The organism is Asaia sp. W19 (genome assembly GCF_003994335.1).
In the GTDB taxonomy this organism is placed as follows: domain Bacteria; phylum Pseudomonadota; class Alphaproteobacteria; order Acetobacterales; family Acetobacteraceae; genus Asaia.
The window spans coordinates 142303-166869 of sequence record NZ_PNQZ01000043.1 but is presented as its reverse complement, the minus strand read 5'-3'; the positions used below and the strand labels follow the sequence as shown (position 1 = coordinate 166869).

General features: G+C 59.1%; 25 protein-coding genes and 1 tRNA gene. 13 read left to right on the top strand and 13 right to left on the bottom strand.

The genetic code is table 11. The annotated features are described in order from the left end of the window. Both C0V97_RS09015 and C0V97_RS09010 read right to left on the bottom strand, forming a co-directional pair. On the bottom strand, positions 1-187 hold a 187-nt coding region (locus C0V97_RS09015; RefSeq protein ID WP_199751752.1), incomplete at its 3' end, for a hypothetical protein. A 116-nt stretch (positions 188-303) separates the two neighbouring features. After that, the gene (locus C0V97_RS09010) at positions 304-594 is read right to left on the bottom strand and encodes an HNH endonuclease signature motif containing protein (protein WP_233582066.1); all 291 of its coding nucleotides are present in this window, start codon (positions 592-594) and stop codon (positions 304-306) included. Between the two features lie 90 nt (positions 595-684). On the opposite strand from C0V97_RS09010, the gene C0V97_RS09005 reads away from it, so the two are divergent. Then, complete coding sequence (locus tag C0V97_RS09005) at positions 685-1560, top strand: FRG domain-containing protein (RefSeq protein ID WP_158625391.1); 876 nt, start codon at positions 685-687, stop codon at positions 1558-1560. Between the two features lie 533 nt (positions 1561-2093). On the opposite strand, the gene C0V97_RS09000 is transcribed toward C0V97_RS09005, so the two are convergent. The 6 genes from C0V97_RS09000 to C0V97_RS08975 all read right to left on the bottom strand — a co-directional run bounded on the left by C0V97_RS09000 (position 2094) and on the right by C0V97_RS08975 (position 6666). Further along, positions 2094-2537 carry a DUF6362 family protein gene (locus C0V97_RS09000; RefSeq protein ID WP_127102277.1) on the bottom strand — a complete coding sequence of 148 codons (444 nt, stop codon included), beginning with the start codon at positions 2535-2537 and terminating at the stop codon, positions 2094-2096. 294 nt (positions 2538-2831) lie between these two features. Next, positions 2832-4682, bottom strand: a complete 1851-nt coding sequence (locus C0V97_RS08995; protein WP_127102276.1) for an ATP-binding protein — start codon at positions 4680-4682, stop codon at positions 2832-2834. Beyond that, the gene (locus C0V97_RS08990) at positions 4669-5694 is read right to left on the bottom strand and encodes a toprim domain-containing protein (protein WP_127102275.1); all 1026 of its coding nucleotides are present in this window, start codon (positions 5692-5694) and stop codon (positions 4669-4671) included. The genes C0V97_RS08995 and C0V97_RS08990 overlap by 14 nt, the downstream gene beginning before the upstream one ends. Position 5695: 1 nt before the next feature. After that, the gene (locus tag C0V97_RS08985) at positions 5696-5866 is read right to left on the bottom strand and encodes a helix-turn-helix domain-containing protein (RefSeq protein WP_127102274.1); all 171 of its coding nucleotides are present in this window, start codon (positions 5864-5866) and stop codon (positions 5696-5698) included. Beyond that, positions 5866-6195, bottom strand: coding sequence for a hypothetical protein (locus tag C0V97_RS08980; protein ID WP_127102273.1), 330 nt, complete (start codon positions 6193-6195; stop codon positions 5866-5868). Before C0V97_RS08980 ends, C0V97_RS08985 begins: the two co-directional genes overlap by 1 nt. 3 nt (positions 6196-6198) lie before the next feature. Next, complete coding sequence (locus C0V97_RS08975) at positions 6199-6666, bottom strand: hypothetical protein (RefSeq protein ID WP_127102272.1); 468 nt, start codon at positions 6664-6666, stop codon at positions 6199-6201. Positions 6667-6948: 282 nt separating this feature from the next. On the opposite strand from C0V97_RS08975, the gene C0V97_RS08965 reads away from it, so the two are divergent. The 7 genes from C0V97_RS08965 (at position 6949) to C0V97_RS08935 (ending at position 10805) form a co-directional block, all read left to right on the top strand. After that, a complete protein-coding gene (locus C0V97_RS08965) occupies positions 6949-7479 on the top strand; it encodes a helix-turn-helix domain-containing protein (protein WP_158625390.1) in 531 nt (176 codons plus the stop codon). A 362-nt stretch (positions 7480-7841) separates the two neighbouring features. Continuing rightward, entirely contained in the window at positions 7842-8105 is a 264-nt protein-coding gene (locus tag C0V97_RS08960) for a hypothetical protein (RefSeq protein WP_127102269.1), read from the top strand. 125 nt (positions 8106-8230) lie between these two features. Further along, the gene (locus C0V97_RS08955; RefSeq protein ID WP_127102268.1) at positions 8231-8548 is read left to right on the top strand and encodes a hypothetical protein; all 318 of its coding nucleotides are present in this window, start codon (positions 8231-8233) and stop codon (positions 8546-8548) included. Then, complete coding sequence (locus C0V97_RS08950; RefSeq protein WP_127102267.1) at positions 8545-8796, top strand: hypothetical protein; 252 nt, start codon at positions 8545-8547, stop codon at positions 8794-8796. The genes C0V97_RS08955 and C0V97_RS08950 overlap by 4 nt, the downstream gene beginning before the upstream one ends. Then, a complete protein-coding gene (locus tag C0V97_RS08945) occupies positions 8793-9011 on the top strand; it encodes a hypothetical protein (protein ID WP_127102266.1) in 219 nt (72 codons plus the stop codon). The genes C0V97_RS08950 and C0V97_RS08945 overlap by 4 nt, the downstream gene beginning before the upstream one ends. Positions 9012-9025: 14 nt before the next feature. Continuing rightward, positions 9026-9508: a hypothetical protein gene (locus tag C0V97_RS08940; RefSeq protein ID WP_127102265.1), complete on the top strand. Its 483-nt coding sequence runs from the start codon at positions 9026-9028 to the stop codon at positions 9506-9508. A gap of 457 nt (positions 9509-9965) precedes the next feature. Further along, positions 9966-10805, top strand: a complete 840-nt coding sequence (locus C0V97_RS08935; protein WP_158625389.1) for a tyrosine-type recombinase/integrase — start codon at positions 9966-9968, stop codon at positions 10803-10805. Positions 10806-10848: 43 nt separating this feature from the next. On the opposite strand, the gene C0V97_RS08930 is transcribed toward C0V97_RS08935, so the two are convergent. Then, positions 10849-10922, bottom strand: a tRNA-Cys gene (locus C0V97_RS08930). A gap of 191 nt (positions 10923-11113) precedes the next feature. Here C0V97_RS08930 and C0V97_RS08925 point away from each other — a divergent pair. The 3 genes from C0V97_RS08925 to C0V97_RS08915 all read left to right on the top strand — a co-directional run bounded on the left by C0V97_RS08925 (position 11114) and on the right by C0V97_RS08915 (position 18916). Further along, positions 11114-12583 (top strand): TolC family outer membrane protein, encoded by a 1470-nt coding sequence (locus C0V97_RS08925; protein WP_127102263.1) that lies wholly within the window; start codon positions 11114-11116, stop codon positions 12581-12583. Positions 12584-12818: 235 nt separating this feature from the next. Further along, positions 12819-15506 carry a valine--tRNA ligase gene (locus C0V97_RS08920; protein WP_127102292.1) on the top strand — a complete coding sequence of 896 codons (2688 nt, stop codon included), beginning with the start codon at positions 12819-12821 and terminating at the stop codon, positions 15504-15506. Positions 15507-16609: 1103 nt separating this feature from the next. Further along, positions 16610-18916: a TonB-dependent siderophore receptor gene (locus tag C0V97_RS08915; protein ID WP_233582071.1), complete on the top strand. Its 2307-nt coding sequence runs from the start codon at positions 16610-16612 to the stop codon at positions 18914-18916. A 47-nt stretch (positions 18917-18963) separates the two neighbouring features. On the opposite strand, the gene C0V97_RS08910 is transcribed toward C0V97_RS08915, so the two are convergent. From C0V97_RS08910 to C0V97_RS08895, 4 genes are all read right to left on the bottom strand, one after another. Beyond that, positions 18964-19713 carry a hypothetical protein gene (locus tag C0V97_RS08910; protein WP_127102261.1) on the bottom strand — a complete coding sequence of 250 codons (750 nt, stop codon included), beginning with the start codon at positions 19711-19713 and terminating at the stop codon, positions 18964-18966. A gap of 18 nt (positions 19714-19731) precedes the next feature. Beyond that, entirely contained in the window at positions 19732-20262 is a 531-nt protein-coding gene (locus C0V97_RS08905; protein WP_127102260.1) for a hypothetical protein, read from the bottom strand. Positions 20263-20479: 217 nt separating this feature from the next. Then, a complete protein-coding gene (locus tag C0V97_RS08900) occupies positions 20480-21295 on the bottom strand; it encodes a DUF1868 domain-containing protein (protein WP_158625388.1) in 816 nt (271 codons plus the stop codon). Positions 21296-21465: 170 nt separating this feature from the next. After that, positions 21466-22536 carry a hypothetical protein gene (locus C0V97_RS08895; RefSeq protein ID WP_127102258.1) on the bottom strand — a complete coding sequence of 357 codons (1071 nt, stop codon included), beginning with the start codon at positions 22534-22536 and terminating at the stop codon, positions 21466-21468. Between the two features lie 300 nt (positions 22537-22836). Here C0V97_RS08895 and C0V97_RS08890 point away from each other — a divergent pair, with 300 nt between their 5' ends. Together C0V97_RS08890 and C0V97_RS08885 are read left to right on the top strand one after the other, a co-directional pair. Further along, positions 22837-23970 (top strand): porin, encoded by a 1134-nt coding sequence (locus tag C0V97_RS08890; RefSeq protein WP_370265287.1) that lies wholly within the window; start codon positions 22837-22839, stop codon positions 23968-23970. Between the two features lie 95 nt (positions 23971-24065). Continuing rightward, the gene (locus tag C0V97_RS08885; RefSeq protein ID WP_127102257.1) at positions 24066-24446 is read left to right on the top strand and encodes a hypothetical protein; all 381 of its coding nucleotides are present in this window, start codon (positions 24066-24068) and stop codon (positions 24444-24446) included. Positions 24447-24567: the final 121 nt, after the last annotated feature.

Sequence of the window (24567 nt, the reverse complement as noted above, 5' to 3'; positions counted from 1 at the left end):
AGATATGCGTGAGGAAAGTGAGCGGTGAGCAGGCCTCGAGTTGCTGCGGGCTCATACCGCTCAGGGCATCGAGGCCGGGTGCAAGCGCCGAAGGATCGACCACGAGCGGGCCGTTCCAGTCCACCTGCTTCTTGTTCCGGCTGCCCTTTTTGCGTCCGGCGCCAGGACGCGCGCCACCGTGAGCCATTTATGCTCCCTTTCCTTGATAACTTGATTTCCTTGATAGACCGGAAAATCTGCGGCTGAGCCTTGCGCGGTTGCGGGGGTAGGGTCCGGTCGGACTTTCGACCCGCCCCCTCGGGGTCAGCGGGTCGGGGTTTCGCGGGTGCGGATGGCCCGGACGCGGGCCGTCTTGGTGCTGTGGCAGGAGCCGCAGAGCAGCCGGATATTGCCCGGATCAAGCGGTGCGCCGCCGTCTTTCAGTTCATGGATATGATCGCCGAAGATCCGGCATCCGGTGCGGCCGCAGACCTCGCAGCGTCGGCCACGTTGGGCCAGAAGGCAGGAGATAAGGCTACGCCATTCGCGTTTTAGATAGACACAATCGGGAGATTTGGATCCGAGGCTCGCAATCGCGACATCTAAAGGTCGCACTTTTGCACACGAAGTGAGAAGAGACATTTTAGGCATTTATGCTATGATTTCTTTATAGCTTCTGATTGATATGATAAAATGGAGTGTAATATGCAAGGATTCGAAGAAATATTTGTCGATGTGAAGAGAACAGAGGACTTTCTTCAGGTAATATTTGACTATACGGAAAAATACGAAGACCTGAAGTGTTACAGAGGGCAGGGAAGCTACGAATGGAAAAATATACCTTCCTTGCTTAGAGACGATAATGCGCAGCTTCTTGACAACGAAAAGTCAGCTATCAGGGAATTAATAACAATACATCCCGAAGAATTTTCCAAAGATGGAACAATGTTTGATCGGCTAGTCAGAATGCAGCATTTCGGATTGCCCACGAGATTGCTAGACGTGACTAGAAACCCGCTTATTGCGCTCTATTTTGCCACGGATTCTCAGGATAAAGATGGATCGATCATTTGTTACTCTGTACCCGAGGAAAAGCAAAAATTTTACGATAGCGATACTATAAGCTGCTTAGCAAATCTTTCAAATTTGACAGCCAAAGATAAAGACGATCTTTTCACGGCTTTTGAATTGCTTGTGGTGCAAGAGCAAAAATACTGGATTAGAAACTTTAACCATGATTACGACGTATCTAAGCGACTTCTACACTTTATTCGTCAAGAAAAGCCATATTTCGAACCGAAAATAGATCCATCCGATTTGCTCGGAAATTACTATGTTCATCCAAAATTGAATAATCCAAGAATAATTGCGCAATCAGGAGGATTTATGATGTTTGGACTGTTTTATGATAACACACAGAGCGGAAAGCCTATATTGGAATATAAAATAAGAATACCAGCTAAATCAAAAACTCGTCTTCGTCGTGAAATAGAACTCCTTGGTATTACTGATAGTGCTATTTTTCCTGACCTGGAAAGGGCAGCTAAACGCATAAGGAGTAGGTATTCTAACTTTGAATAACCTAAACTACGCGCACACAGGAAAGCAAAATAGCTGACATGTGCACATTGATTATTTTAGAAAGTGAAGGATGGCGCGCAGTGGATTTTTCTAGCGTTCGCTGCGCAGGCTTTTTTGAGGCTAGGCTTTAGCTGTGAGGTGGTTGATGTCGAATTTGAATTCGATTTCCCGCTATTCTCAGAAATGTGAGCCCAAAATTGGTCGAGTACTCAGGCGCTTGTCGCCCATTTTTGCAAGCCTATGACCCCAATTAGCGGTATCAGGACTGAATGCCACGTCCAATCGGTCGATAGGCTGAGCTATTGGACAGGACAAAATTCGCCGCTTTCGCGTGCCTCGATCAGGCGTAAACAAACGGTGAACGGACTGGAGAAGATGAAGACAGCCCTGTGCGCTTCTCAGGAGGAGCGACCGAAATGTTAGTTGGTGCATCTAGTATCTAGGCAGAAAAAAGACGTCTAGCCTTTAAGCTAATCGTCTCGCGAGAATGCCACTTGAAATACTGCAAAAACCAACAAAAGCAACATTAAAAATCAACGCGCCATGATTTTCTTTCCGATAGCCTCGCATCCTTGGCGATGCCATCTCTTGGCGGTCGGCTCGGCAACGCCCAGTTTCCCGGCTATCTTTCCCCATCCCCAGCGATTGCAGCCCGATATCGGATGAACAATCAGCCTCATGTTGATGACCCGGCGCAGTCTGATCTGTGAGGCGTCGAGCAGGGAGAGCCAGGAGAGGGCGATATCCATACGCCTGATCTGCTCGGCGGTTGGCGGCGGCATGAACGCCTCCAGTTCGCGGAACCAGTCCAGATCCTCTGGGTCGAACACGACATCGGGCCACTTGACGCAATGCGTGCTTGGCCTTGTGCCCGTGGCAGGAAGGGCGGCGAGCGTATCCGCTGCTTCGGCGAGCCACTCCGCAACCTGATCGGCAATATCGCGGGAGTGATCGAAAAGAACGTAATCTGGGGTCATGTCAGGCCTCGGGTAATAAAATTACAAAAAGAGGGCTGGCTACGTTTTGCTACTTACTTGGCTACGTTCTTTATATAGATATATCAATAACTTATAATAAAGGTAGCCAAGGTAGCCAACGTAGCCACTATTCAGGGCAGCAAAGAGCGCAATTCGACCGTTGGAAGAGTGACCCTATACGAACGAAAATGGTGGCTACGTTGGCTACCTTGGCTACGTTACTGTTATTACAGTAAGTTTTTGGCTACCTTCGGGCTACGTTTGGCTACGTTTGAATGCCGCAAAATCAATGACTTAGGCATTTTCATCAACCCCGAAGCCGAGTTCAACCGCCGTCACCCATATACAACGGGCGGGAGTCATCGAGCCGATCTTGACCTTGCGCTTGGGGCTGCGCGCCGACTCAAGCCGCCGCAGTTCATAGAGCCAGCGTTGACCGGCGAATGGCGTATCATCGAATAGCCTGGTCAGCATGGCGTTACTCTGGGCGAACCAGATGCCTGCGCCTTCAGACTCACGGGGCGGTGGGGAACCGCTTCGCGCCTTGGGCGCATCGGCACGTATGACCCGCATGCCAAATTGCCCGAGCACTTCGTCCGCAACAGAGCGCGAGAGCGGATCGAGATCCGGCCCTTGGCCACTGTCTTTTTCGAGAAGGCGCTCGATAAGGTCAGCTATAGATTTCCTCTCTGTCGATCTCTGCACCATGACAAGTTGCGTCAGTAGGTGATTGATCATGCGGGTCGGCGCATCTTGCGTCGTAACGTCTTCGGCGTCACGTACAAATTCTGATAAAGCACCGATTCCTATTTGCGCGCCGCGTTCGTCCGGGATCGAATCCTCTGTCATAACCCACCAGCCCGCAAGGATCGCGCCGAGCTGATCCATCTCGCGAGGCTGACAACCGCTCTCGAGTAGCGCTGCCCGGAAGATTGCCAGCGCGGCGCGGTGGCGCTCCCATCCGGCAAGGGCTCGCCCCCAAAGCGCCGCCCCGTGCTCGCGTGCCCAGCTGGCAAGATCGCGATGCTCGGTGGAATGGTCGGCCCCTTCCTCTGCCTTGGCGAGGTCGATGATCACGAAGCGCCCCAGATGCTGCGCTTGCATGTCTGGCGGGTTGATCGAGGCCATGATGATGGAGCCGACTACCTCGATACTCCGGGCCACGCCATCCTTGCCGCCGCGCACGCCTTTCGTGCCCTCGCCGCCTGTGGATGAGAGCACGAGATCGAGAAGGGCACGCGCGCCGCGCTGGTCCTCTCGATCGGACGCCTCATCAATGAAAGCAGGCATGGCGCGCCCGTCGAGCCTCTGCTCGAGCCCGGCTTTCGACGTGTCATTCACAAACACATGAAGCGGCGAGGCCGCCTGAAGCACGCGCAGCAGCGATGATTTGCCCGACCCGGCCCCGCCGATCAGAAACCCGGCAGGCCGCCACGGGATCGACGCCCCGTAATAGGCGCAGGCCAGTAGCCCGAGCACCGCAATCTCGCCGCCCGGCGTGCGAAAATTCCAGAGCCTGCGGATATGCTCGAGCAGATAGCGGCCTTCCTCCGGGCCGCAAGGGCGCGCAGGCCGGGGCGATGGGGGCGCGGCGGCCCATACCTGATTCCCCGTGCGTGTTCCTGCCTTCTCCAGCCGATCGCCAATCATCACGGTATCGCCGCAATGGACTACCGGCAGCCCGTTCTCGGCGGGCCATACGCCAGGTTTACGGATCATGATATGCGACCCGAAAAGCCCGGCCTGGGCGCATTCGGCCTGTAAGTAGCTGGCTACTGAATTGATTCGGAAATCGACCACCTTTTCCTCGGTGGTTTCCTGGCCGTCCTTATCCTTGATCTTGCATTGCGCCTTTTTCGGGAAGGCCATCCGCAGCCATCCATCATCCCCGGCGAACAAGCCGAGCAAGTCGTGGCGTGATCCGACCTGGCGCGCTGTCAGCACGCGCAGCTGGCCCACGCGGTCGAGAAAGAAATAGGAGCCATCAAGATGGCCGAGCGCCGTGACGGGACAGGGCTCGTTTTCTTCCGGCGCGGCTGGCGGTTCGCCGCCGCCCTTGCGCTCGCCATCCTGGCGGCCCCCGTCAATGACCTGAAACGCCCGATCGGCGCGCAGTACCGCATCGCGGATATCATTGGATTGCATCGTTGAAATCCTTCCCGCGAGGGGGTTTTGCCACCCGCACCTCGCGACCTTTGGAAAGGTGAAAATCGATCGCCCGATCGAGGCCGCGCTTTGCAGCTTCGTGCTCATCCCGATCGGCAAGAAGCGTGACCTTGCGCACCTGGTCCGGCAGCCAGATGGCCGCCATGTTGCTCAGGCTTCCGGCTGCGAGCACGCGAAACTCCGGGCAGCACACCGCCACGGAAAGGCAGGTTTCGATTCCTTCGCCGATCAGCACGGTTTCATCCGGGCTGGCCTTGGCCAGCGTCTCGCCGGTTTCGCCCTTGCGCAGGCGGATGGCTGCGCCCGCATAGGCACCGCGTATTTTCTTGGCGACATCGAGCCGCGCCTTGACCCACCGGCCGTCGCTGTCCTGCGCAAGCCAGGTCTGATGCGTGGCGACATGCGCCCCCGTGGCATCCGTGAAGGCGGCCAGCATGGCGGGCAGCTTGCGCCGCACCTCGTTGCAGTAATGGGCGGGGGCAAAGCGTATCGAGCGCGTGAAGCGGCCCAGGGGCGCGACATCGATGCCGCGATTGCGGATATAATCGAGCACCGGCGAGCCCTCGGTGACGGGTTCGGCACCCAGCCACATGGCCATGGCCTTATTGCGCCCGTCCTGTTCATCCTTCGCCGCGTCGCGCTGGATCTTCTCCGCTGCAAGATGCGCCTGACGTATGGCAACGGGACCGAGATCGCCCAGCCCAAGCCAGCCATGCGCCCAGCGGCACGCCTCTTTCATGCTGCCGCCCGTCAGGCACGCGGCGACCAGATCGAGCGCATCGCCAAATTCGCCCGATCGGTGATCGGCCCATCCCCCCGGATTCTTGCCGGTCAGATGCACGGAAAACGCGGTGCCCTTGCCACCCGACAGGGAATCGCACCGCCAGTCTGCGCCCATGCGCTGCCCGAACGGCAGCAGCTCGCGTACCAGCTGATCGATACGTTGGGTCAAAAGGGTTGAGATTTCGGCCGCGCTGATCTGATTATCCATGTCACGCGGCCTTCCGTTGAGCGGGCGGCGTTGCCAGACGGCGGAACGCATAACGCACCGTCCGCTCCGATATCCCGAGGGCGCGGGCAATACGGGGCGCGCTCGCTCCGCTCTTGCGCAGGGCCGAGATGGCCGGATCGATCCGCCCCCGATCAAGCGCGGGCCGGGCCATTAGCACCGCCCCCGGCAGGGCTTGCACAGACGCAGCCAGCGGCCATCAGCGACAAACCGCGCGCCACAGCAAAGGCACTGGCGCCGAACCCGCTCGGTGGACTGAAGCCGGGGAGACGGAACGATTTTGGTGGATGGAAGCCGATTCCCGAAGGCGGCGTTAAACCGTCTGAAATGGCAAGCCGGAACTGCTTCCCATCCCTTGACCGTTTGCAGATTGAGGGCGAGCGCCTGGGCGATCTTTTCCGCGCCGCCCCGCTGCGCCCTCATACGACGCATCATGAGGCTGGCCGCATCGATCTCGCTCTGCACCACGATTTGGCGGGGCATGGCTCAGCCCTCCCCATTGGCGCGAAATGCAAGCGCCTGCATCTTTTGCAGCGCATCGGTCGAATGACGGATCAGCTCCCCCAGGCGCTGCGAGAGGTCAGCAGCCTCGGTGCGGTCGATCTGACCATCCGCCAGCGCCACGATCGCGGCTGTCATCGTCCCGCTGGCCGAGGATGCAACTTCACCCATGGCCGTTGCGGCGCATCCTTCGCCAAACGCGATCGGGAGCAGCGCACAACCCTCGATCGAGGCCATTGCGGCCAGGATCAGGGGCTGCTGCGCGTAAAGATCGAGCGCCAGTGCTACATCCACAGGCACGACATGGGCCGAATTCCGGTTCTGATATTCAGAGATCTGCGTTTTGCCGACGCGCGTGCAGGAGGCTGCAGCCTCAACCCCGCCCAGCTGCCGGATGGCGGCCTGCGTGGCGGTTTTCAGGGAGGCGACGTGAGCCGCGTGCGTTTCAGGCATGGTCCGCGCCCTCCGCATGAGAGGAAGTCGGGGCGGCATTATCGATTGTGGGGAGCATTGGCGGCTGTCTCTCTGGGTCAGGGACGCGAGAAATCTTGTGGTTTGGTGATTTTGCGGAACGTTTCCGCAAGCGTGCCGAGCACGGGCCTGTTAGCTAGGCGGCGGAGGCTTAAACGCGCGGCCAGCCTCAATTTCAGGGGGAGGAAATACGTCAGGCCTGATGAGGTGTGGCGGTACCCCACTCAACTCAGCCACAGCGACGACGTGACAAGGAGGTATCTTTTGCCAACCCGCGACCGTGTTGTGCTTGCGTTGAACAGCGCTGGCAACTTTGTTCGTTCCACCGGCTCGGCGGATGAGATCTTTCGTGTCCATGACCTGATGTCGCCTATACCGACATTATCAGTCAAGCAAAATGTCGCTATATGCGACCCGAAGACTCATCGATTACGGCATGGTGCGTCTATGATCACGGACGGAAAAATGGGCGCTCGCATCAGAGAGCTGAGAAAAGCGCGCAAACAATCACAGGTTGATGTCGCTGCGGCGCTCGACATCAGCCGGTCCCACCTCGCCGAAATCGAGGGCGGGAAACACCCGGGATTTGCGACCTTTGTTGAGATAGCTCATTACTTCGCTGTTTCACTTGACTATCTTTATTCGGGCTCTTCTCCGGGCAGCCAGGATATCAGCCGTTTTCCTGTAGAAGAGGCCGAAAAGACCCTGATCGATTTTTGGCGGAGTCTGAGCGACAACGAAAAGGATCTGCTTCTCAACCTTCTGGTCCGCGACAAGACGGCGCAAATCGTCTGAATTGTCAGGGGTTTTCTTGAGCACAAACAACTCCCGTCTTTTCTAGAACATATCGTGTACAGGCGAGTTAGTACAGTTCTCGAACAGATTCGTTGATTACAAATTAACGCTAGTCACCGTTCTCTTTTTTCTCAGAGACCTACCTGGACCGAAATATCTTTTCACTGCAGGGTGGGCGAGGACTAAAGCCAATTTTTCTCTCTGGGTGTAGCGCGGCCACGGTCATATCCCTCTGTGGTCACTTATGGCCGCCAGTCGAGCTCAGCCTGATCGAATAAAAAATGTCGGTAAGGACGACATTTCTTATTGCCGCATATGTCGGTATATGCGACATCGAAGCATCAACAAGGGAGATGCTTCAAGTGACCGACTTAACTCAGAATGACCGTGGTGCCATCCGCTGCGAGGCCCTCGCCACCGCCCGCTACCTCCTCGATGAGGCACTCCGCCATTTCGATGTGAACCCGCAGGAGCGCCTCGACCTCCTCGCTGGCCTCACTGCCCAGGCCGCTCTTGATTGCATCGATCGCAGGCCGGGCTGGGAAACCGCAGCGGTTGGCGCTCTGAACGCTTTGCAGGCCTCCGCCGTCGAGCAGCTCCACCGCATGATTCAGGACGCAGGCTAATCCGGCTTCCGGCCAGAAGCCGGGGCCTTTCAACAGGCTCCGGCGCGCAGCCCAGGCACGGATCTTCCTGCCCCCTCGTGTTGTCCCGTGTCCTTCAAGAGCCCCCATCGAAGGAGCCCCGCACCATGACACTTCCCACCCGCCAGCTTGCCGCCATGACCGAGCGCGCTTTCTGGATCTCCCTCGCGCCAATGCCGCACGCCGATCAGCTGCGCGCACTGACCCTTTTCCGCGAGTGGCGCTTCGCCGCAGCCTGCGCCAACGATGGCCGCCCTTTGCCATGCGCCGCCCCATGGAAGCGCGCCGCCACAGCCAAGGCGGCGGAATTGCAGGGCTTTCTCGCCCGGCACGCCCAGCCAATCGCGTCGCCGCCTTACGCAGCCCAGGTGAACGCCCTGCGCGCCCTGGCCATATCCGCATTCCATCGGGGGGCGATCCAATGATCAGCCGCGCCGAAACCAAGCGCCGCGCCTATGCGGCCGCCTCGGCCGAGATCGCCGCAACCTGTGAACGGCTCGGCCTGTCCGAGGGCGAAAGCCTCGATCTTCTCTCGGCCTTGTGCGCGAGCGCCGCCTATACCGTAGCCCGGAGTCAGGGCGGCGGCATCGCTCGCGGGCTCATGCACCTGAACGCCCTGACAGACTGCGCCGCCCATCGCTTGCACGCATTGCAGCAAGAGGGGGCGCTATGAATGCCGCGCCGTTCACGATCCGTAACGCGAGAGGCCGCACCGTCGCGCGCTTTGGCACCTATCGCACAGCCGAGCGCGCCGCCGTCACGCGATGCCGGGACAAGGCCCTGGCAGTGCCAGTTTATCGTCATCGCACCCACCTGGCGACGGTCACGCCCGGCCCGAATGCCCGTCCTCTAATCGACCTGACCATGAAAGGAAGCTTGATCGTATGATGCGCTCTAGCCCCGTGCCGCGTTCCGAGCGCACCTACGCCATGCGAGAGAGCCGCTATCGCGAAAGCCAGCGCGCGATCGAGCTGCCTGTGATCACCCCGCGCGCGTCGGTTCCCGATCGGCTGGACCCGCATCTTTTGATGCTGCTCCCGCATCGTCCAAAACTCTGGCGCGATTTCGTGGAAGTGATCCCGGCTGAACTGGTCGAGTTCTGGATTGCGCGCGAGCCCCGCTTCTGCCTCCTGGCCGAGTTTGCCTCGACCTCCGGCCAGTGGCGCTGCCTCTGGCAGTCCGGCGATATCGAGACGTACCCCCAGCAAGGCATCCGCCACCGCGTCCTTTTGATGAATCGCGAAGACGCAAACCGCATCGAGGCCGCGCACCCGCTGACCGACATCAGTCTGAACGATCAAACCACCCGCCTGCGCTTCCGCAGGCCGGGGGAGGGGGACACACCTCGTTCTTCACAATTTTATGAGCTGCTCGGGAGAGAGTGATAATGTCCAGTCGAATTACCCCGCGTGTCCTGAAACTCGAGGACGCTTGCCGGTATGTAGGTCTCTCAGCTGGCACTTTTCTCAGTGGCATCGGCCGCGAAGTACCACCGTTACGAATGTCGCCAGGGCGTAAGGGATGGGACAGACTCGCGCTGGATCGCTGGATTGACGCGCATTCCAGTGAAAACGGGCTCAAACCAGAATCAAGTATAGGGCCACAGTCAGAGACGCCATTGGATTATTTGTTGTCATGACCGTCATCCGGCTGCCTCACATCCAACGGCATAAGGGTCGAGACGGTAAGATCAGGCTCTATTTCAGACACCCAAACCTGCCGCGGAAGCCCTTGCCGCCCCAGAATGATCCCGCCTTTCTCGCAGCCTATCAGGCTGCTCTCGCGCAGAGTGAGGTCGTCAAAGAGCCACCGCGCATACGATCTGCCGGAACGTTCGTCAGATTGAGTGACGAATGGCGTCGATCGGCGGCGTTTCTCGCGCTCCGTATCAGCACGCAGAAGACTTATAACAATATTATCAAGCGGATGCAGGCGGAGCGCTTTGCGGATGCGCAGCTGACTGACTTCGGAGCCAAGCATATTCGCGCGATTCTGCGCCCGTTGGCGAACCGGCCCGCGATGTATAATCGCTGGTTGTCGCTACTCGGCATTCTTTTCCGTTATGCGTTGGAAAACGAAGAGATCTCCGTCGATCCAACCTCTGGCATTCGTCGCGTGAAGGAGCGAGGGGAGGGGTCTCGCACCTGGTCCGAGGAAGAGATCGCGCAATACGAAGCGTTTTGGCCCGTAGGCTCCCGACAGAGGCTTACGTTTGCACTGATGCTTTATACCGGGCAGCGCAGATCAGACGCTGTCAAGATGGGGCCGAGTGATATCCGCGATGGCTTCCTTGATGTCATCCAGCAAAAGACCGGCGCGCGACTATTGATCCCGATTCATCCGGCATTGGCTGATATTATCGCACTCGAGCCAGCGAAAGTCGGCAGCTACCTTCAGAATCAGGCGGGGAAGCAGGCGTCGTCAAACGGCCTGGGTAATCAGTTCCGTGTATGGGCAGATGCTGCAGGGGTTTCGGGCGATCTTTCGGGCCACGGCCTGCGCAAAGCAGCGGCTAGAAGGCTGGCCGAGGCAGGCTGTACCACACACCAGATCGCCGCGATCACAGGTCACAAAACCCTATCTGAAGTGGAGCGCTACACCCGCGCTGTTGACCAGAAAAAGCTGGCTGAAGAAGCCATGAAGCGAATGGAGAATGTAAAACGCGCCAAAGGAGTTATGTAAAACTCCGCAGCAATGGCGGTTCTCCGCGATTTTTCGGGAAACATGGAGGTCCGGGCGGGAATCGAACCCACGTACGCGGATTTGCAGTCCGCTGCATCACCATTCTGCCACCGGACCGGCTGGTGTAGGGGCTATATCTCTTTCTGCGCGTCTGCGGTCAAGGGGGTAGGGCGCACAACGCGAAGAAATAAGAAGAAATTTCCGATTGCAGTCAGATATGGCATAGGGAGGGAACAGGAGGCCTGAAACCGGACGATGGACACCATTGTCACGTTATTGCAGTGCCGTCGTCAGTCGAAAGGGCATCCATGAAGCGGGATCAGTTTAAGGCCTATACTTCTCTGGGCGTGGGTTTGATGGTCGTTCTCAAGAGCACGACTGTTCTGGCCCAGACCTATGACGGCAAGGGCTCTCCCGAATTCATTCCGCATACCCTTCAGGAGGCTCTCGCAACCGCCTACCTGACAAACCCGACCTTGCAGCAGGAGCGGGCGAAGCTTCGCGCAGCTGACGAACAGGTACCGACCGCGCTCGCCGGCTGGCGCCCCAAGATCCAGGGGCAGGCGGGGCTGACCTATTATCAGGGTAATAACGCCTACGGCGCTCAGGGGCCGGAGCCCGGCTCGAATTTCGGCACACCGGCCTATAACCGCAGCTATGCCACGCCCGGCTATCAGGGCGGTGTTACGGTCAGCGAGTATCTGTATCAGGGCGGCAAGACGACCGCTGCCACGCATCAGGCGGTCAATACCGTCATGGCTGAACGCGCCCAGCTGATCCAGACAGAGCAGGAAGTATTCACCGATGTTGTGAACGCTTATGTCGGGGTGATTCGTAGCGAGCAGATCCTGCAGATCAACATCAATAACGAGCATGTTCTCGAAGAGCAGCTCAAGGCCACTCAGGACCGTTTCCAGCAGGGTGAGATCACCCGCACGGACGTTGCACAGGCTCAGGCTGCTCTTGCAACCGCGAAGGCGACCCGCCAGCAGAGCGAAGGAACGCTACGCGCTTCGCAGGCAACTTATCTGCAGGTTGTTGGCGTCCCGCCTGCGCCGAATCTCGTGGCCCCGCAGCCGCTCAAGCTGCCGATCGAGGAAGAAAAGCAGATCGTCGCTGAGGCGATGAAGAATAACCCGACGATCATCAATGCGCTTTTCGTCGAGGCCCAGCAGAAAGACAATTTCTCGGTCCAGCTCTCGGCCATTCTGCCCAAGATCTCCGCTACGCTCGGTTATTCCTACGTGAAGAACCAGGGCTACGGTAAGATGATTACCGACAATAAATACGGCACTATCAATTTCGATGTCCCGATCTATCAGGGCGGGTCGGAATACGCAGCGGTAAGGCAGGCGCGCCAGCAATATCTGGCGGCACGCCGCGCCGTTGATATCGCGCGTCGTGGCGCTGCCCAGACCGCCTCATCGAACTGGCAGCAATTCCGCTCCTATAACGACTCGATTTCGAGCAACAGGACCGCCATTGCCGCAAACGTCATCGCGCTTGACGGTGTGGAGCGCCAGGCCATTGTGGGCACGAGTTCCACACTCGAAGTGCTTCAGCAGCAACAGACCCTGCTGCAGGCGCAGACGGCCTTGGTGCAAAATCTCAGCGGTCTCGTGCAATCTTCCTATGCCATCGCCGCGGCAATGGGGCGACTAACGGCATCCGATCTGAAGCTGAACGTCCCGCTCTACGACGAGAAGGCGTATTACAATGCCGTCAAGGACCGCCTGTGGGGCATCAATGATTACGCCGTTGGCCAACCGGGGCGCTGACTCAACCCCTAGGTAAGCGGTAACGGCAGACGTGGTCACGGCTTGAAACTTCGGCGCCGGCTGGCCATACGCTGTACTGAAGATGACCGCAGCCATGTTTCGCGTCATACCCGCTCTGAATTCCGGCCCTGCTGTGCAGAAACGGCGATCAGGGCAGGGGGCGAGAGCAGGATCGGTACAGGACGACCGGGGCGGTGCAGCGCCGTCTCGTGGCAAGACAGGTGACAGGAAGACGATGCTCGAAAAGACCTTTGACCCCGCAGCGTGCGAGGCGCACCTTTATGCCCAGTGGGAACAGTCCGGTCTTTTCGCGGCGCATCCCGAGCAACCTGGCACATCTTTCTCGATCATGTTCCCCCCGCCGAATGTCACCGGGACGCTGCATTTCGGCCATGCGCTCGATTTCGTGCTTCAGGATATCCTGATCCGTTCGAAGCGTCTCGAAGGGTGCAACGTGCTTTGGCAGCCCGGCACAGACCATGCGGGCATTGCAACCCAGATGGTTGTCGAGCGTGTGCTCGACAAGGAAGGCCTGAGCCGCAAGGAAATGGGGCGGGAGAAGTTCCTCGAACGGGTCTGGGCCTGGAAGGAGCAGTCGGGCGGTCAGATCATCCAGCAATTGCGCACACTTGGCGCCTCGGCCGATTGGGAGCGCGAACGCTTCACCATGGATGAGGGGCTGTCGCGCGCCGTGCGTGATGTGTTCGTCACCCTGCATCAGCAGGGGCTGATCTATCGGGCGAAGCGCCTTGTGAACTGGGATCCAGCATTCCGCTCCGCCATCTCCGATCTTGAGGTCGAGAACCGCGAGACCAAGGGCTTGATGTGGTATCTGCGCTACCCTGTCGAGGGCGGCGGCATGATCGTGGTGGGGACGACGCGCCCGGAAACCATGCTTGGAGATACTGCGGTCGCGGTTCATCCGGAAGACGAACGCTATACCGGACTGATCGGCAAGTTCGTCACGCTGCCCCTGACCGGACGCCGAATCCCCATCGTGGCAGATACCTATTCCGACCCCGAGAAGGGCAGCGGGGCGGTCAAGATCACGCCGGGTCATGACTTCAACGATTTTGAGGTTGGCAAACGCCACGCCCTGCCTATGCCAAGCATCCTCGACGAGGCCGCTGCCATCTGGCTCGATGAGATCACCAGCGAGTTGCAGGACATCGAGGGGCTGTCCTCGATCGCCTTCGTGCGCTCTCTCGAAGGCAAGGATCGTCTCGAGGCACGCAAGTTGATCGTCGAGGAACTTGAGCGTCTCGAGCATATCGAGAAGATCGAGCCGCACACGCTTCAGGTGCCGTACGCCGAGCGTGGCGGGGCGATTGTCGAGCCGCGATTGACGGAACAGTGGTATTGCGATGCCGCTACTCTCGCCCAGCCCGCCATCAAGGCCGTGGAAGAGGGCCGAATTCGCTTCGAGCCTCAGCAATGGGAAAACACCTATTTCGCCTGGATGCGCGATATCCAGCCCTGGTGCATCAGCCGTCAGCTCTGGTGGGGCCATCGCATTCCTGCCTGGTATGGCCCGGAAGGCAGCGTGTTCGTCGCGCGCAGTGAGGAAGAGGCATTCGAACAGGCGCGTGCGCAATTCGGCGCTGAGGTCAGTCTCACCCGCGACGAGGATGTGCTCGATACGTGGTTCAGCTCTGCACTCTGGCCTTTCACGACGCTGGGCTGGCCCGACAAGACGCCCGAACTCGCCCGGTACTATCCGACCAGCGTACTTGTGACAGGCTTTGACATCATCTTCTTCTGGGTGGCCCGGATGATGATGATGGGTCTGCATTTCATGGATGACGTACCCTTCCATACGGTGCTGATCCACGGTCTGGTGCGTGACGAGCGCGGCCAGAAAATGTCCAAGAGCAAGGGCAATGGGCTCGACCCGCTCGATCTCGTGGCAGAATTCGGTGCAGATGCCACGCGTATGGCGATCTGCGCTTTGACCGGTCCCGGTCGTGACATCAAATTTGGCCGCAAGCGCGTCGAAGACTACCGTACTTTCATCACCAAGATCTGGAATGCTGCACGCTTCTGCGAAATGAACGGCGTCAAGCCGGTCGAGGGGTTCGATCCCTCTGCGGTCAAGAGTGTTCTCGGGCGCTGGCTCCTAGATGAAGCGTCGAAGGCTGTCAGCGCAGCCCGTGGCGCCTTGGATTCCTACCGCTTCGATGAATACGCGGGCAGCTGCTATCGCTTTGTCTGGAACGTGTTCTGCGACTGGTTCCTTGAACTGGCCAAGCCCGCTTTTGCCGCCGAAAACACGCCGGAACAGGACGAGATTCGGGCGGTCGCCGCCCATGTGCTCGGTATGATCCTGCAGATCATGCACCCGGTCATTCCCTTCGTCACAGAGGAACTCTGGCAGTCCTTCGGTTTTGGCGGCAGCGTTGCGCAATCGGCATGGCCCGCTCTGCCGCAGCCTCGAGGCGCAGGTGAGGCGTCTGCGGAGATGGATTGGGTGATCCGTCTGATCAGCGAAATCCGCACGCTGCGTTCGGAGATGAACATTCCACCGGCTCAGATGGTGCCGGTGCTTCTGCGTGATGCGACTCCAGAAACCCTCGCGCGTGCCGAGAGCTGGGCTGCGGTCATCGTCCGCATGGCGCGTGTGGCCTCGGTCTCACCCTTGGCGGGTGAACCGCCCAAAGCCGCAGCGCTGACCGTGATCGACGAAGCAACGCTCGTTCTTCCACTCGAGGGGCTGATCGATATTGCTGCCGAGATCCAGCGCCTGGAGAAGGAAATCGATCGTCTGGGCAAGGAAATCGACAAGGTCGAGCGCAAGCTGGGCAATGCCGATTTTGTTGCGCGCGCCAAACCGGAAGTCGTTGACGAGAACCGTGACCGCCTCACGAGCTTCACCCATGATCGCACACGGCTTCAGGCAGCCCTTTCCCGCCTCTCCGGCGTCTGAGATGAATGGGGCGTCCTCCATGGGACGCCCCTCTGGTCCCGAGGTGAGGCGCCCCGCAGGGATCTTGGGAAGGCCGCGAATGGCGCTTTGATTGATTTGGCGCCGCTCGTCAGGACCGTTTCAGGCTCACGTTTTTCCTCGTGTAGTAAGATTCATTTCCGAGGGCCTTTTTGGCGCCAGCGATGATCCCCTCTCGGGAGGGTATTTCAACCGTTACTCGAGGCTGATCACACCGTTTGAGCCCCGGCATGTCGACCCAATGGGTTCAATCTGCCGCCGCTCTGGGGAGAGACGGCGCCTCGATGCCCACGCCTTTCCTGTTTTATGCAGTGGAAAATGATCTGTCGCCCGCCCTACTTCATTCGTGATCCGGAATGTGACCGTGCGGCCGGTCCGTTCAGGGCTGTCGCCATGCAGGGGCAGAAATCTGATGACACGGTGTCGACGCTTCGCTCCATCCCAAAACCTGCGGCTCCGCGTGGGTCGTTGAATGGACGCCGTTCCATTTGGTGCCGTCTCATCTCCGCACTCCATCCATAAGCCCGCGTGCACAGCGCCTACGTCCCTGATGCATCGTATTGCGGCGCCTTGAAACGTGATTTGAGCCCGAGACAGTCGACCAGGCGTGCTTCGGACACTCCGAACTTGCCTTTCGCAAGGGGAAAAGAGTTGCCGCCGGAGGGCGCAACAAAAGGCCGAGCCAGCGCCGAGACTTCGTAATCCCCACAGAGTGGTGGGGTCGCAGAAGTCTCTTCTCGACCCACAGGACAAGGAAATCCGCACCTCATCGTCGTTCCTGCCTCTAGGCTTGGTATCGGCGCACCGCGCCGACGCTCAAGGCGATGCTGCGGCTTATCTGGGTAGTAGAAGCATCCTGAATGACGAATGAGGATGGTCGTCGAAGGCACGAGAAATCTGGTGTCGCACATTGGCAACACAAAGACATAAACGCGTTGACTGCGATTGCGAGCGGATTGCAACGATCAAAAGCGGAAGATAGGAACCATTCTCAATTGCAGAATGATTTCCCTGTCTGAATGTGGAGACCGCTTTTGTCCAAGAAATGGGTCCGCCCCGCCTATCCCGTGTCCCTGCTTGCCGGGATGACGCTTGCCTGTACCACGGCGCATGCGCAGCCCGTGCAACAGGATGACGATGTCCCGCATCGTGACAATGTGAAGGGCACGGCTCGACCCGACATCAAGGCAAAACAGCCCGATACCGCTGATGCCGTGTCTGGCAAGGGAGGGGAGGAGCATCTGCTGGTACGTGGCACCGGCATGAATATTCTTCATGAGCCGATCGGGCTGGGGCGTATGCCTGAGGACATCATGCACACGCCGCAAACCGTCAATGCGGTTCCCCAGATCTTGATGCAGCAGCAGAACGTGAAGTCGCTCGATGAGGCTCTACGCAATGTCCCGGGCATCACGGCCTCTGTCGGCGAGGGCGAAGGCGGCATGGCGGGCGACCAGTTTCTGATACGTGGCTTTGCGGCTCAGAACGATATCTATGAAAATGGTCTGCGCGATTTCGGCGTCTATACACGGGACAGCTTCGATTACGACCATATCTCGGTCATCAAGGGCCCGTCCTCCGAGGTGTTTGGTAATGGCACGACGGGTGGTGCCATCAATATCGTAACCAAGGTCGCCCATCTCGGGGACAGCTATAACGCGCAGTTCTCGGGTGGGTCCGGCGAGTATTATCGCGGTACACTCGACGTCAACAAGCAGATCGGTGAGGCCTCGGCCATACGCATAACCGGCATGGGCAACGAGGATAACGTCGTCGGACGCGACAACATCTACTCGCACCGATGGGGCCTCGCCCCCTCTATCGGCTTCGGGCTTGGACGCCGCACAAGCTTCACCCTCGAGTATTTTCATCAGTCGGATAATCGTATCCCCGATTATGGCGTCCCGATCGTCACGAAGCCGGGCGGCACGATTGGTCGTCCCGCGACGGAATATGGACTGAACCGTCATAACTGGTATGGCACGAATTATGATCAGGATGTTTCCAATGTGAACATGCTGACTGCGCGCCTCAATTCCGAAATCAGCCAGCATCTGACGATTTCCGATGATCTGCGCGGCGGGTTGTACGATCGCTATTTTTCGGCATCGCAGCCGGGTTGCGATGCGACCTGCCAGAAGCTGTTTTTCACGAATCCTTCGGCCGCACAGGTCAACAGGCGTGGACATCTGGGCGGGCCCGAACCCTATCAGCAGAATGACTGGTCCGTGCAGAATGTGTTTTCGGCACGTGCCAATTTCCGCACGGGCTTTATCCGTCATCAGATCATCGCTGGCTGGGATGTCGAGCATATCTATGACCGTCGAAAGAACTACGCGTATAATTTCAATGGGCAGAACGGCACGCGCACCGATACGACGAGCCTGATCGATCCCTCGCATGTTCAGCCGGGTCTGCTGCTCGGTGGTTTCGGGCAATATCAGTACGATCTGGTCAATCTTTCCGGCGGGGCAGGGCGCAAACTCTACAAGACCGGGGATGCCACCGACGTGGGCGCGTTCTTCTCAGAGCAGATATGGCTCGCGCCATGGTTCTCCATCCGCGGCGGGTTTCGCTGGGATCACTGGAACAGTCATTATTCCGCAACCGAGGGGGCGACCGCTTCCGATACGCGCCTGTCCCAGCAGCAGAACACCATCAACCCGACCGTCAGTCTGATGTATACGCCCAGCGACAACACGATGGTCTATTTCAACTGGGCGCGCTCGACCACGCCGCTTGGACTTTACGTGACCAATAGTGCCGAGCCGCTCAAAAGCTCGACCCAGGGATTCAAGCCGGAAAAGGCGAGTCTGTATGAAATCGGGGTCAAGCAGCAATTCCTGCATGGCCGACTGGGCGCGACGGCCTCGCTGTTCAGGCTGGAGAAGGGCAATGCCCTGATAACCGATCCCTCTACCGGAAGTGTGTCGTCGTCGAGCGACAGCCAGCGCAATCAGGGCGTGGAACTCAGCCTTTCGGGCCAGATCACCCGCAACTGGAGCCTGATCGGTACTTATGCCTATTACGATGCCACGACGACGGGCTCGCTGACACCGGCCGATATCGGCAAGCGCATCCAGTATGCGCCCAAGAACATGGCGACGATCTGGAGCACCTATACGATCGCGCCCGACAAGCCCTGGAACCTGACCTTCGGCGGCGGTCTGACCTGGCGTGACTCGGTCTGGCTTGACGCAGCCAACACAGCGCGCGTGCCTCATACGACGGAATGGGATGCCATGATGTCCCATATGGTCGGGCATCGCTGGCGTCTGGCGCTCAATGGCTACAATCTGGCCAATCGTCTGAACTATTCCAATCTGTTCAGCGACCGCGCCACGCCTTCTGTCGGACGCACTTTCCTAGGCAGTATTTCCTTCACCTACTAACGTTGTGGGTTGCGCCGGGATTTTGATTCCGGCGTGTCCGTACTACTTTAACGCCGGGTCGGGGAATCGTTTTCGCGGCGCTCGATTGTCTCTTCTGCCTCGTTCCAGACCCAGTCAGGAGCGCCGTGTCCGATCCTGACGCCTCCGAGCCAGCGCTCTGCCGGGCCAAGAGAGTGCCATTGCCGTTTCCCGGCGAGAACGTCTCTGCCAGAATCGGTGAGGGAGACTTCATCCTCTGCCCAGTTGTTGTTGTCATGACCCGGCTCATTGACGATCGCGGCCTCTGTAGAAGAGCTGAGCGTTTCGAGCAGATCGCGAAACATCAGATCGGCAAGCCACGGCAGGGGTTCAGCCTGTTGCGTGAGCGCTCGGAAAACGGCCCCGGCCGTGCGTGGTCGATCGGCCAGGAGTTGCAGAACAAGCCGCTGTGACAGGGCGAGCCCGTCATGCGCCCAGGGATATTCGCGGGCAAACCTCGCGAGCGCACGCCCCAATTCGGGAAGAGGATCTGTTCCCTCGTGGGCAAGGCGCGACTGCGCGCCGGGATCGGGAGCAGAGATCGCGGCCCATGCCGCGAAACCTCTGTTCAGCGCGGCGGGCGAGACGGGCTTACGCTTCTCCCATAGAAGGATCAGCGCCTCGGGCGGAAGCTGCCCAAGGCCGATGAAACGCGCCGCATCGGGATAAGCACCGGCAGAAACCAGATCGAGATGACGCGGTCGATGGTGGTCAAGAACCGCAAGGATGCACGCAAGGATAACCTGATCGTAAAGATCATGCTCGAACCACGATACCACACGGTCATAGCGCGCCGCCTAGGCTATGGCGTTCTCTTCGAGATGAAGTCGGGTCGAAATCGCCGTACGGTCGAGACCGACATAGCGCCCGACAGAGCCAGCAATGTAATCGGCCCTCAACTCCAGCCAGTCCGGGGTCCGGACTATGGGGCCGCCGCATAACGGATCGGTGTAACTCTGAAAATCCCCTTCGAAACCCGCCTCTCTGAGGGTCGGTTCAATGTCTGTTCCGCACCGCAGATGAAGAGTGGCCAGTCGCTTATCCGGGGCAGGTCTTCCTCGGTCGATACGGGCCTTGGTTGCGATAGATGCCTCGATATGGCGCAAAAGGCGGGGCCAACTGGCGAGACCCAGCTTTCGGGCTATGACGCATTGTGCATCGGCCAGCCGGACGCTGGAAAGGGTTGTCGGCCTCGGGTGAAACCGCGTCAGGCGCCTGGCAGCTTCAGGGTCCTGTGCCTGCAAGGCTTTGAGAAGTTCCTTCGCCCTTTTGCGCTGTTGAGTGAGGTTCAGGCGAAATGCGGCGTAACGGCTCGAATGATCGGACATATTCCGGCCCTTTCCTGAGCCTGTGTCCGCCTGTCAGGCCAGAAAGGGAGGGAGTACGAAAAGCGTATCTGTACTGCTCTGGCGCGGGCGCAGCCCTTTCCGCGGACACGGCGGCTTCGACAGAGCCGGTGCGTAATACTTGCTCAGGGCATTGCCCGAAGTCAATCAGGGGCGCGCTCACCGTCAGACGGCATGTCGCATGGCGGGTTGGGCGCAATCAGATTTTGCGCTGCAGGGGGAGGATCGGCAGGAAGGCAAACATCGTCTCGAAACTGCAGAAAACCGGCGGCGGGATGGTGATGACTCCCAGCTTCTCAGCGTATTCGCGGCGCCAGCCATGCACCCGCCGCCGCAGCACGTCCTTTTGCGAGCGTGGGATATGGCGAATTTTATAGCCATAGGTCGCATGGAACATGAATGTCATCAGGTTGTCGGGATGAAACCCGATGGCCTCAGCGAGTTGACGGCGCAAATCATAGAGAGCTGTGGCCATGGCGGCATTGGCCGGGCGCAGGGGGACCCCGACGAGCGGCGCATGAAAGCGATCCGCGTCGATTTCCATCTCGATCTTTTCCGGAAAATCGAAAGTGGTGGCCGCGATGCGCTCGCGCAGGATCGGTGTCGTTTGCGCAAGCGTCACGGAAGGGGAAATACCTGACGGCCAGTTGTTCTTGGCTTTCTGCTCCGGATCGACCCCACCGAGGATGGTCATGTGATAGCTCGATGGTGGGGTCGGGACGATATGGTCCGACCAGTCGCGGTGTATCAGCGCATTCATCTCGAGCATGGCGACGGATAGGGGGTGCGTCTCGGCGAAGGGGCATATCGTCGTATTCCCTGGCCAGAGCCGAGGCTTGCCTTGTGCATCGAACTTGCCCTGGCGGTCCCCGCCGCCCTCGGGCATGGGGGGGCCATCGCAGCTCGGCTCTTTATCCTCTGGGGAGGCCGGGGCAGCGCCAGTCAGAAGCGAAGCCCCCAAACCTAGCAGGAGGGTACGCCTGCGTGTGGCAGGTGGGGCAGGGAAGCGGTGCATGGAAGGTATTCCGATGGGCTGGGGCGCTTTTGCCCGCGGCGGGTAACGAGGAAGTATCTCCATGACACGAAATATCACCTTTGTGCATGACAGCTTCACTAAAGATCTGTGAGAAAATAGGGTCTCCGCCTGGGCAATCGTGCCGAAGCAGCGCCTTCCTCAGGGGCGGCTCAATCCGTCCCGGACCGCTCACCTGTTGCCTGTCGGGGGGTGTCATGCACTGTGGCAATGCCTTCATGGGAAGCGTCGAAATGCAGTCCCAGATCAGGCTGGTTCACTTGCGGTGTCGCGGGTGCAAACAGGAACTTTCCATGATCGAAATCGATCAGCGTGACCTCATGACGGAAAAAGCTCGCGCCCAGAGCCCCCTCGTCGAGATTTTCCAGCACGAGGAATTCTGTCGCACCGAGTTCGCGCGAGCCCAGGCGCAGGCTTTTGAAGCTATGGCGCACCCCGCGCTCCATCGTCCCAAACTGCGTGACCACGGGCTGATCCCTTCCCAGATCCGCTGCCGTAGCCAGTGTGGCGAGCACCATGTCCCTGGGCAGGGCGCTGCGCACAAGGTCCGGGTCCAGCCTGATGCGGACGGGGTGATCATCGATGAGTGCCGTGATGCGAGCGTCCGCGTCCAGATCGATCACCACCGGTTTGTGGGTGAAGAGGCCCTCAGGCCCTGCTGCGCATAGTGGCGCATCGCGCCAGACAAGCAGCCCGAGTTTCTCGTGCGGTACGTCTAGCATGAGCATGAGCCTGAAATGCTGAAGCAAGGGGCGCCCGATAACACCCACCAAGGGGCGGCCCTTCACCAATCTGATCGGCGCGTCCTCCAGGCGCTCGGCAAGCAGGTCGTGAAGGACGATCGGTCCGATCTCGAGCGTGTCAACTTTCGTGATCTCTGTCAGCGTAACGGCATGATCCTGGGCGATCATCCTGTGCGTTGGCCCCTGGGCGAACCAGATCGCCCCCGCATTACGGACAAAGAGATGGCCGAAAAGCGGGCTCACCACCATGGCAGCGTCTTTCCCCTCGATACGCACCGGAATCACCGGTGCATCGTCCGGCCCGCCAAGGAGCGGCAGGGTCGTGGCGCTCTCGACACAGGTTTCCGCCAATGACGCCGCGAAACGGGCACGATCTCCTGACAGAGTCTGCGTCTCAGCCTGGGCAGAGGGGAAACCGCATGGGAGCAAACCGCATAGGGAGAGTATCAGCAGAAGAAGCGACGGCTTGGGGCGAGGCATGGGGGTGCTTCTCCTTCGCAAGTGAACGGTGCTTTCAGCCGAGGCAGCGCGCCCATTCGGACAGGCCATAGACGAGACGACCGTCTCTCCGGACGGCTCACCTTGCTCACTGTCAGCATAGACGGAGTCGGCAATCGCTCCTGGCATAAGTAATTCTACGCATTTATTCGGAATGATCTCAAACCGTAATGTTTCCTCAGTTTCCGTTAACGCCGCGGGGCGATCAGGAGGATGGGAGACATGCAAAAGGGACGGGCTCGTACCCGCAAAGGTCCGATCGCGCGGCGGAGCGGCGTCATGATGGTCGCCATGATGGGCGCTGGCCTGTGCGCGATGCCGGAGGCCGAAGCATCGGTCACGGTCAATCTTGGGCCGGAACAGTCATTCACGATGGGGGTGGGCGTTAGGGGGCAGTATATGACTGCTGATCCATCGACCCCGGATGATGGCAGTGCGGCCGCTGCCAGCGATCTGCGTATCTACATGGGCGGCCAGATCATCAAGACCGTCAAGGCCACGCTCAATCTGGAGCGCATCCGCGACGGCAACTGGAACGTGCTCGACGGTATCCTGCAGATCGAGCCGTTGAAGGGGCTCAATCTCTGGCTTGGGCGCATGTTACCCGGCAGCGACCGATCCAATCTCGACGGACCCTATTTTCTGAGCACCTATGCATTCCCAATCGTGGCGCAATATCCCGGCATGTGGTCAGGCCGTAATGACGGCGCAACCCTCTGGGGCAAGCTCGCCCATGACAGGTTCCGGTACATGGCGGGCATCTACAAGGGGCATAACTGGGTCGATGGGGGTTCTGGAACAGGTCATAATCCGCTTTTTGCTGGGCGTCTCGAGTATAATTTTCTCGATCCGGAACCGTCGCCTGCCTATTACACGGCAAGTACCTATTACGGTAAGGCCGATATCCTGGCCATTGGCCTGGCGGGGCAGTATCAGGTCAATGGCGTCGGCACAGCGTCCCTCAAGGGCGATTACAAGGCCTGGAATATCGATGGGCTTTTTGAAAAGCGCATTGGCAGGAAAGCACGCTGGGGCGTTTATACGCTTGAGGCCGCCTATTATCAGTACCATGCCGATGGTGTGAAAGATGTCGCCCCCGGCTTTGGCAATCGCAACCCGGATTATGGCAATATCGGCGGTATCAACAGCGGGACGGCGTTTCTGGTCAACACCGCCTATCTGATCCCGTGGCGTGTCGGGTGGGGGCGGATACAGCCCCTCCTGCGCTATCAGCAATTCCGATACGCTCATGACCTGTACGGACCAGGCAACCCCAAGACGCGTCAGCTGGATGCAGGCGCGAATTATGTGCTCGACGGACATAATCTGCGTTTCACGCTCGATTATGCCCGGTACACGCCAGCCGGGGCGGCGCAATCCAACGCCTTCCTGCTCGGCATGCAGCTTCAATATTGAGGGGGGCTCACATGATCTTTCGCTCTTATGCTCGCAAGGGCCGCCGCACCCTATGCCCGGCGAAGCGCGTATGTTTCGGGAAGGGCGCGTTTCCCATGATGGGGGTTCTGATCCTGTCGGTCGTTGTTCCAGCCGCGCGGGCGGTGCCGACCCAGCCAACGCCGTCAGCGAGCATTGCAATTCACACCGATCCGGTCGATTGCGCCCATATGCTGTCAGCCGAGGCGCGGCTGATTCATCGTATCAACAAGAGACGGCATGAGCCGCGTCTGCCCGCCAACGCGCCGGGCTATGCTGGTCTGGCGGTTCGGCTGGACCCGATGCCCGGTCTGGGGATCATGCAGGGCGGCCTCTGGACCCCCGAGGCGGGCTGGGAGTCGGATAAGGAAGTGGCCGAAACCCTAGAGGCGCTTGAGAGCCAAAGGCACAGGCTGCATGACTCAGAAGTCACAGCCCATTGTCCTGTCGCACCCTGATCAGGCGTTCAGGCGGTTCTGGCGCCCCGGTAGATATTTTGCAGGTACAGCGCGAGGAAACCCGTCCTTGTCGGCTCTGCCCTTGCGCGGCCCTGAACTGCGCCCAGGGCCGCGATGAGCG

What these genes read in the sequence shown, in the direction of transcription:
- C0V97_RS09005 (WP_158625391.1), top strand. Translation starts at nt 685, where the DNA reads ATGCAAGGATTCGAAGAAATATTTGTCGATGTGAAGAGAACAGAGGAC.
- C0V97_RS09000 (WP_127102277.1), bottom strand. Translation starts at nt 2,537, where the DNA reads ATGACCCCAGATTACGTTCTTTTCGATCACTCCCGCGATATTGCCGAT.
- C0V97_RS08995 (WP_127102276.1), bottom strand. Translation starts at nt 4,682, where the DNA reads ATGCAATCCAATGATATCCGCGATGCGGTACTGCGCGCCGATCGGGCG.
- C0V97_RS08990 (WP_127102275.1), bottom strand. Translation starts at nt 5,694, where the DNA reads ATGGATAATCAGATCAGCGCGGCCGAAATCTCAACCCTTTTGACCCAA.
- C0V97_RS08985 (WP_127102274.1), bottom strand. Translation starts at nt 5,866, where the DNA reads ATGGCCCGGCCCGCGCTTGATCGGGGGCGGATCGATCCGGCCATCTCG.
- C0V97_RS08980 (WP_127102273.1), bottom strand. Translation starts at nt 6,195, where the DNA reads ATGCCCCGCCAAATCGTGGTGCAGAGCGAGATCGATGCGGCCAGCCTC.
- C0V97_RS08975 (WP_127102272.1), bottom strand. Translation starts at nt 6,666, where the DNA reads ATGCCTGAAACGCACGCGGCTCACGTCGCCTCCCTGAAAACCGCCACG.
- C0V97_RS08955 (WP_127102268.1), top strand. Translation starts at nt 8,231, where the DNA reads ATGACACTTCCCACCCGCCAGCTTGCCGCCATGACCGAGCGCGCTTTC.
- C0V97_RS08950 (WP_127102267.1), top strand. Translation starts at nt 8,545, where the DNA reads ATGATCAGCCGCGCCGAAACCAAGCGCCGCGCCTATGCGGCCGCCTCG.
- C0V97_RS08945 (WP_127102266.1), top strand. Translation starts at nt 8,793, where the DNA reads ATGAATGCCGCGCCGTTCACGATCCGTAACGCGAGAGGCCGCACCGTC.
- C0V97_RS08925 (WP_127102263.1), top strand. Translation starts at nt 11,114, where the DNA reads ATGAAGCGGGATCAGTTTAAGGCCTATACTTCTCTGGGCGTGGGTTTG.
- C0V97_RS08920 (WP_127102292.1), top strand. Translation starts at nt 12,819, where the DNA reads ATGCTCGAAAAGACCTTTGACCCCGCAGCGTGCGAGGCGCACCTTTAT.
- C0V97_RS08915 (WP_233582071.1), top strand. Translation starts at nt 16,610, where the DNA reads ATGACGCTTGCCTGTACCACGGCGCATGCGCAGCCCGTGCAACAGGAT.
- C0V97_RS08905 (WP_127102260.1), bottom strand. Translation starts at nt 20,262, where the DNA reads ATGTCCGATCATTCGAGCCGTTACGCCGCATTTCGCCTGAACCTCACT.
- C0V97_RS08900 (WP_158625388.1), bottom strand. Translation starts at nt 21,295, where the DNA reads ATGCACCGCTTCCCTGCCCCACCTGCCACACGCAGGCGTACCCTCCTG.
- C0V97_RS08895 (WP_127102258.1), bottom strand. Translation starts at nt 22,536, where the DNA reads ATGCCTCGCCCCAAGCCGTCGCTTCTTCTGCTGATACTCTCCCTATGC.
- C0V97_RS08890 (WP_370265287.1), top strand. Translation starts at nt 22,837, where the DNA reads ATGGTCGCCATGATGGGCGCTGGCCTGTGCGCGATGCCGGAGGCCGAA.
- C0V97_RS08885 (WP_127102257.1), top strand. Translation starts at nt 24,066, where the DNA reads ATGATGGGGGTTCTGATCCTGTCGGTCGTTGTTCCAGCCGCGCGGGCG.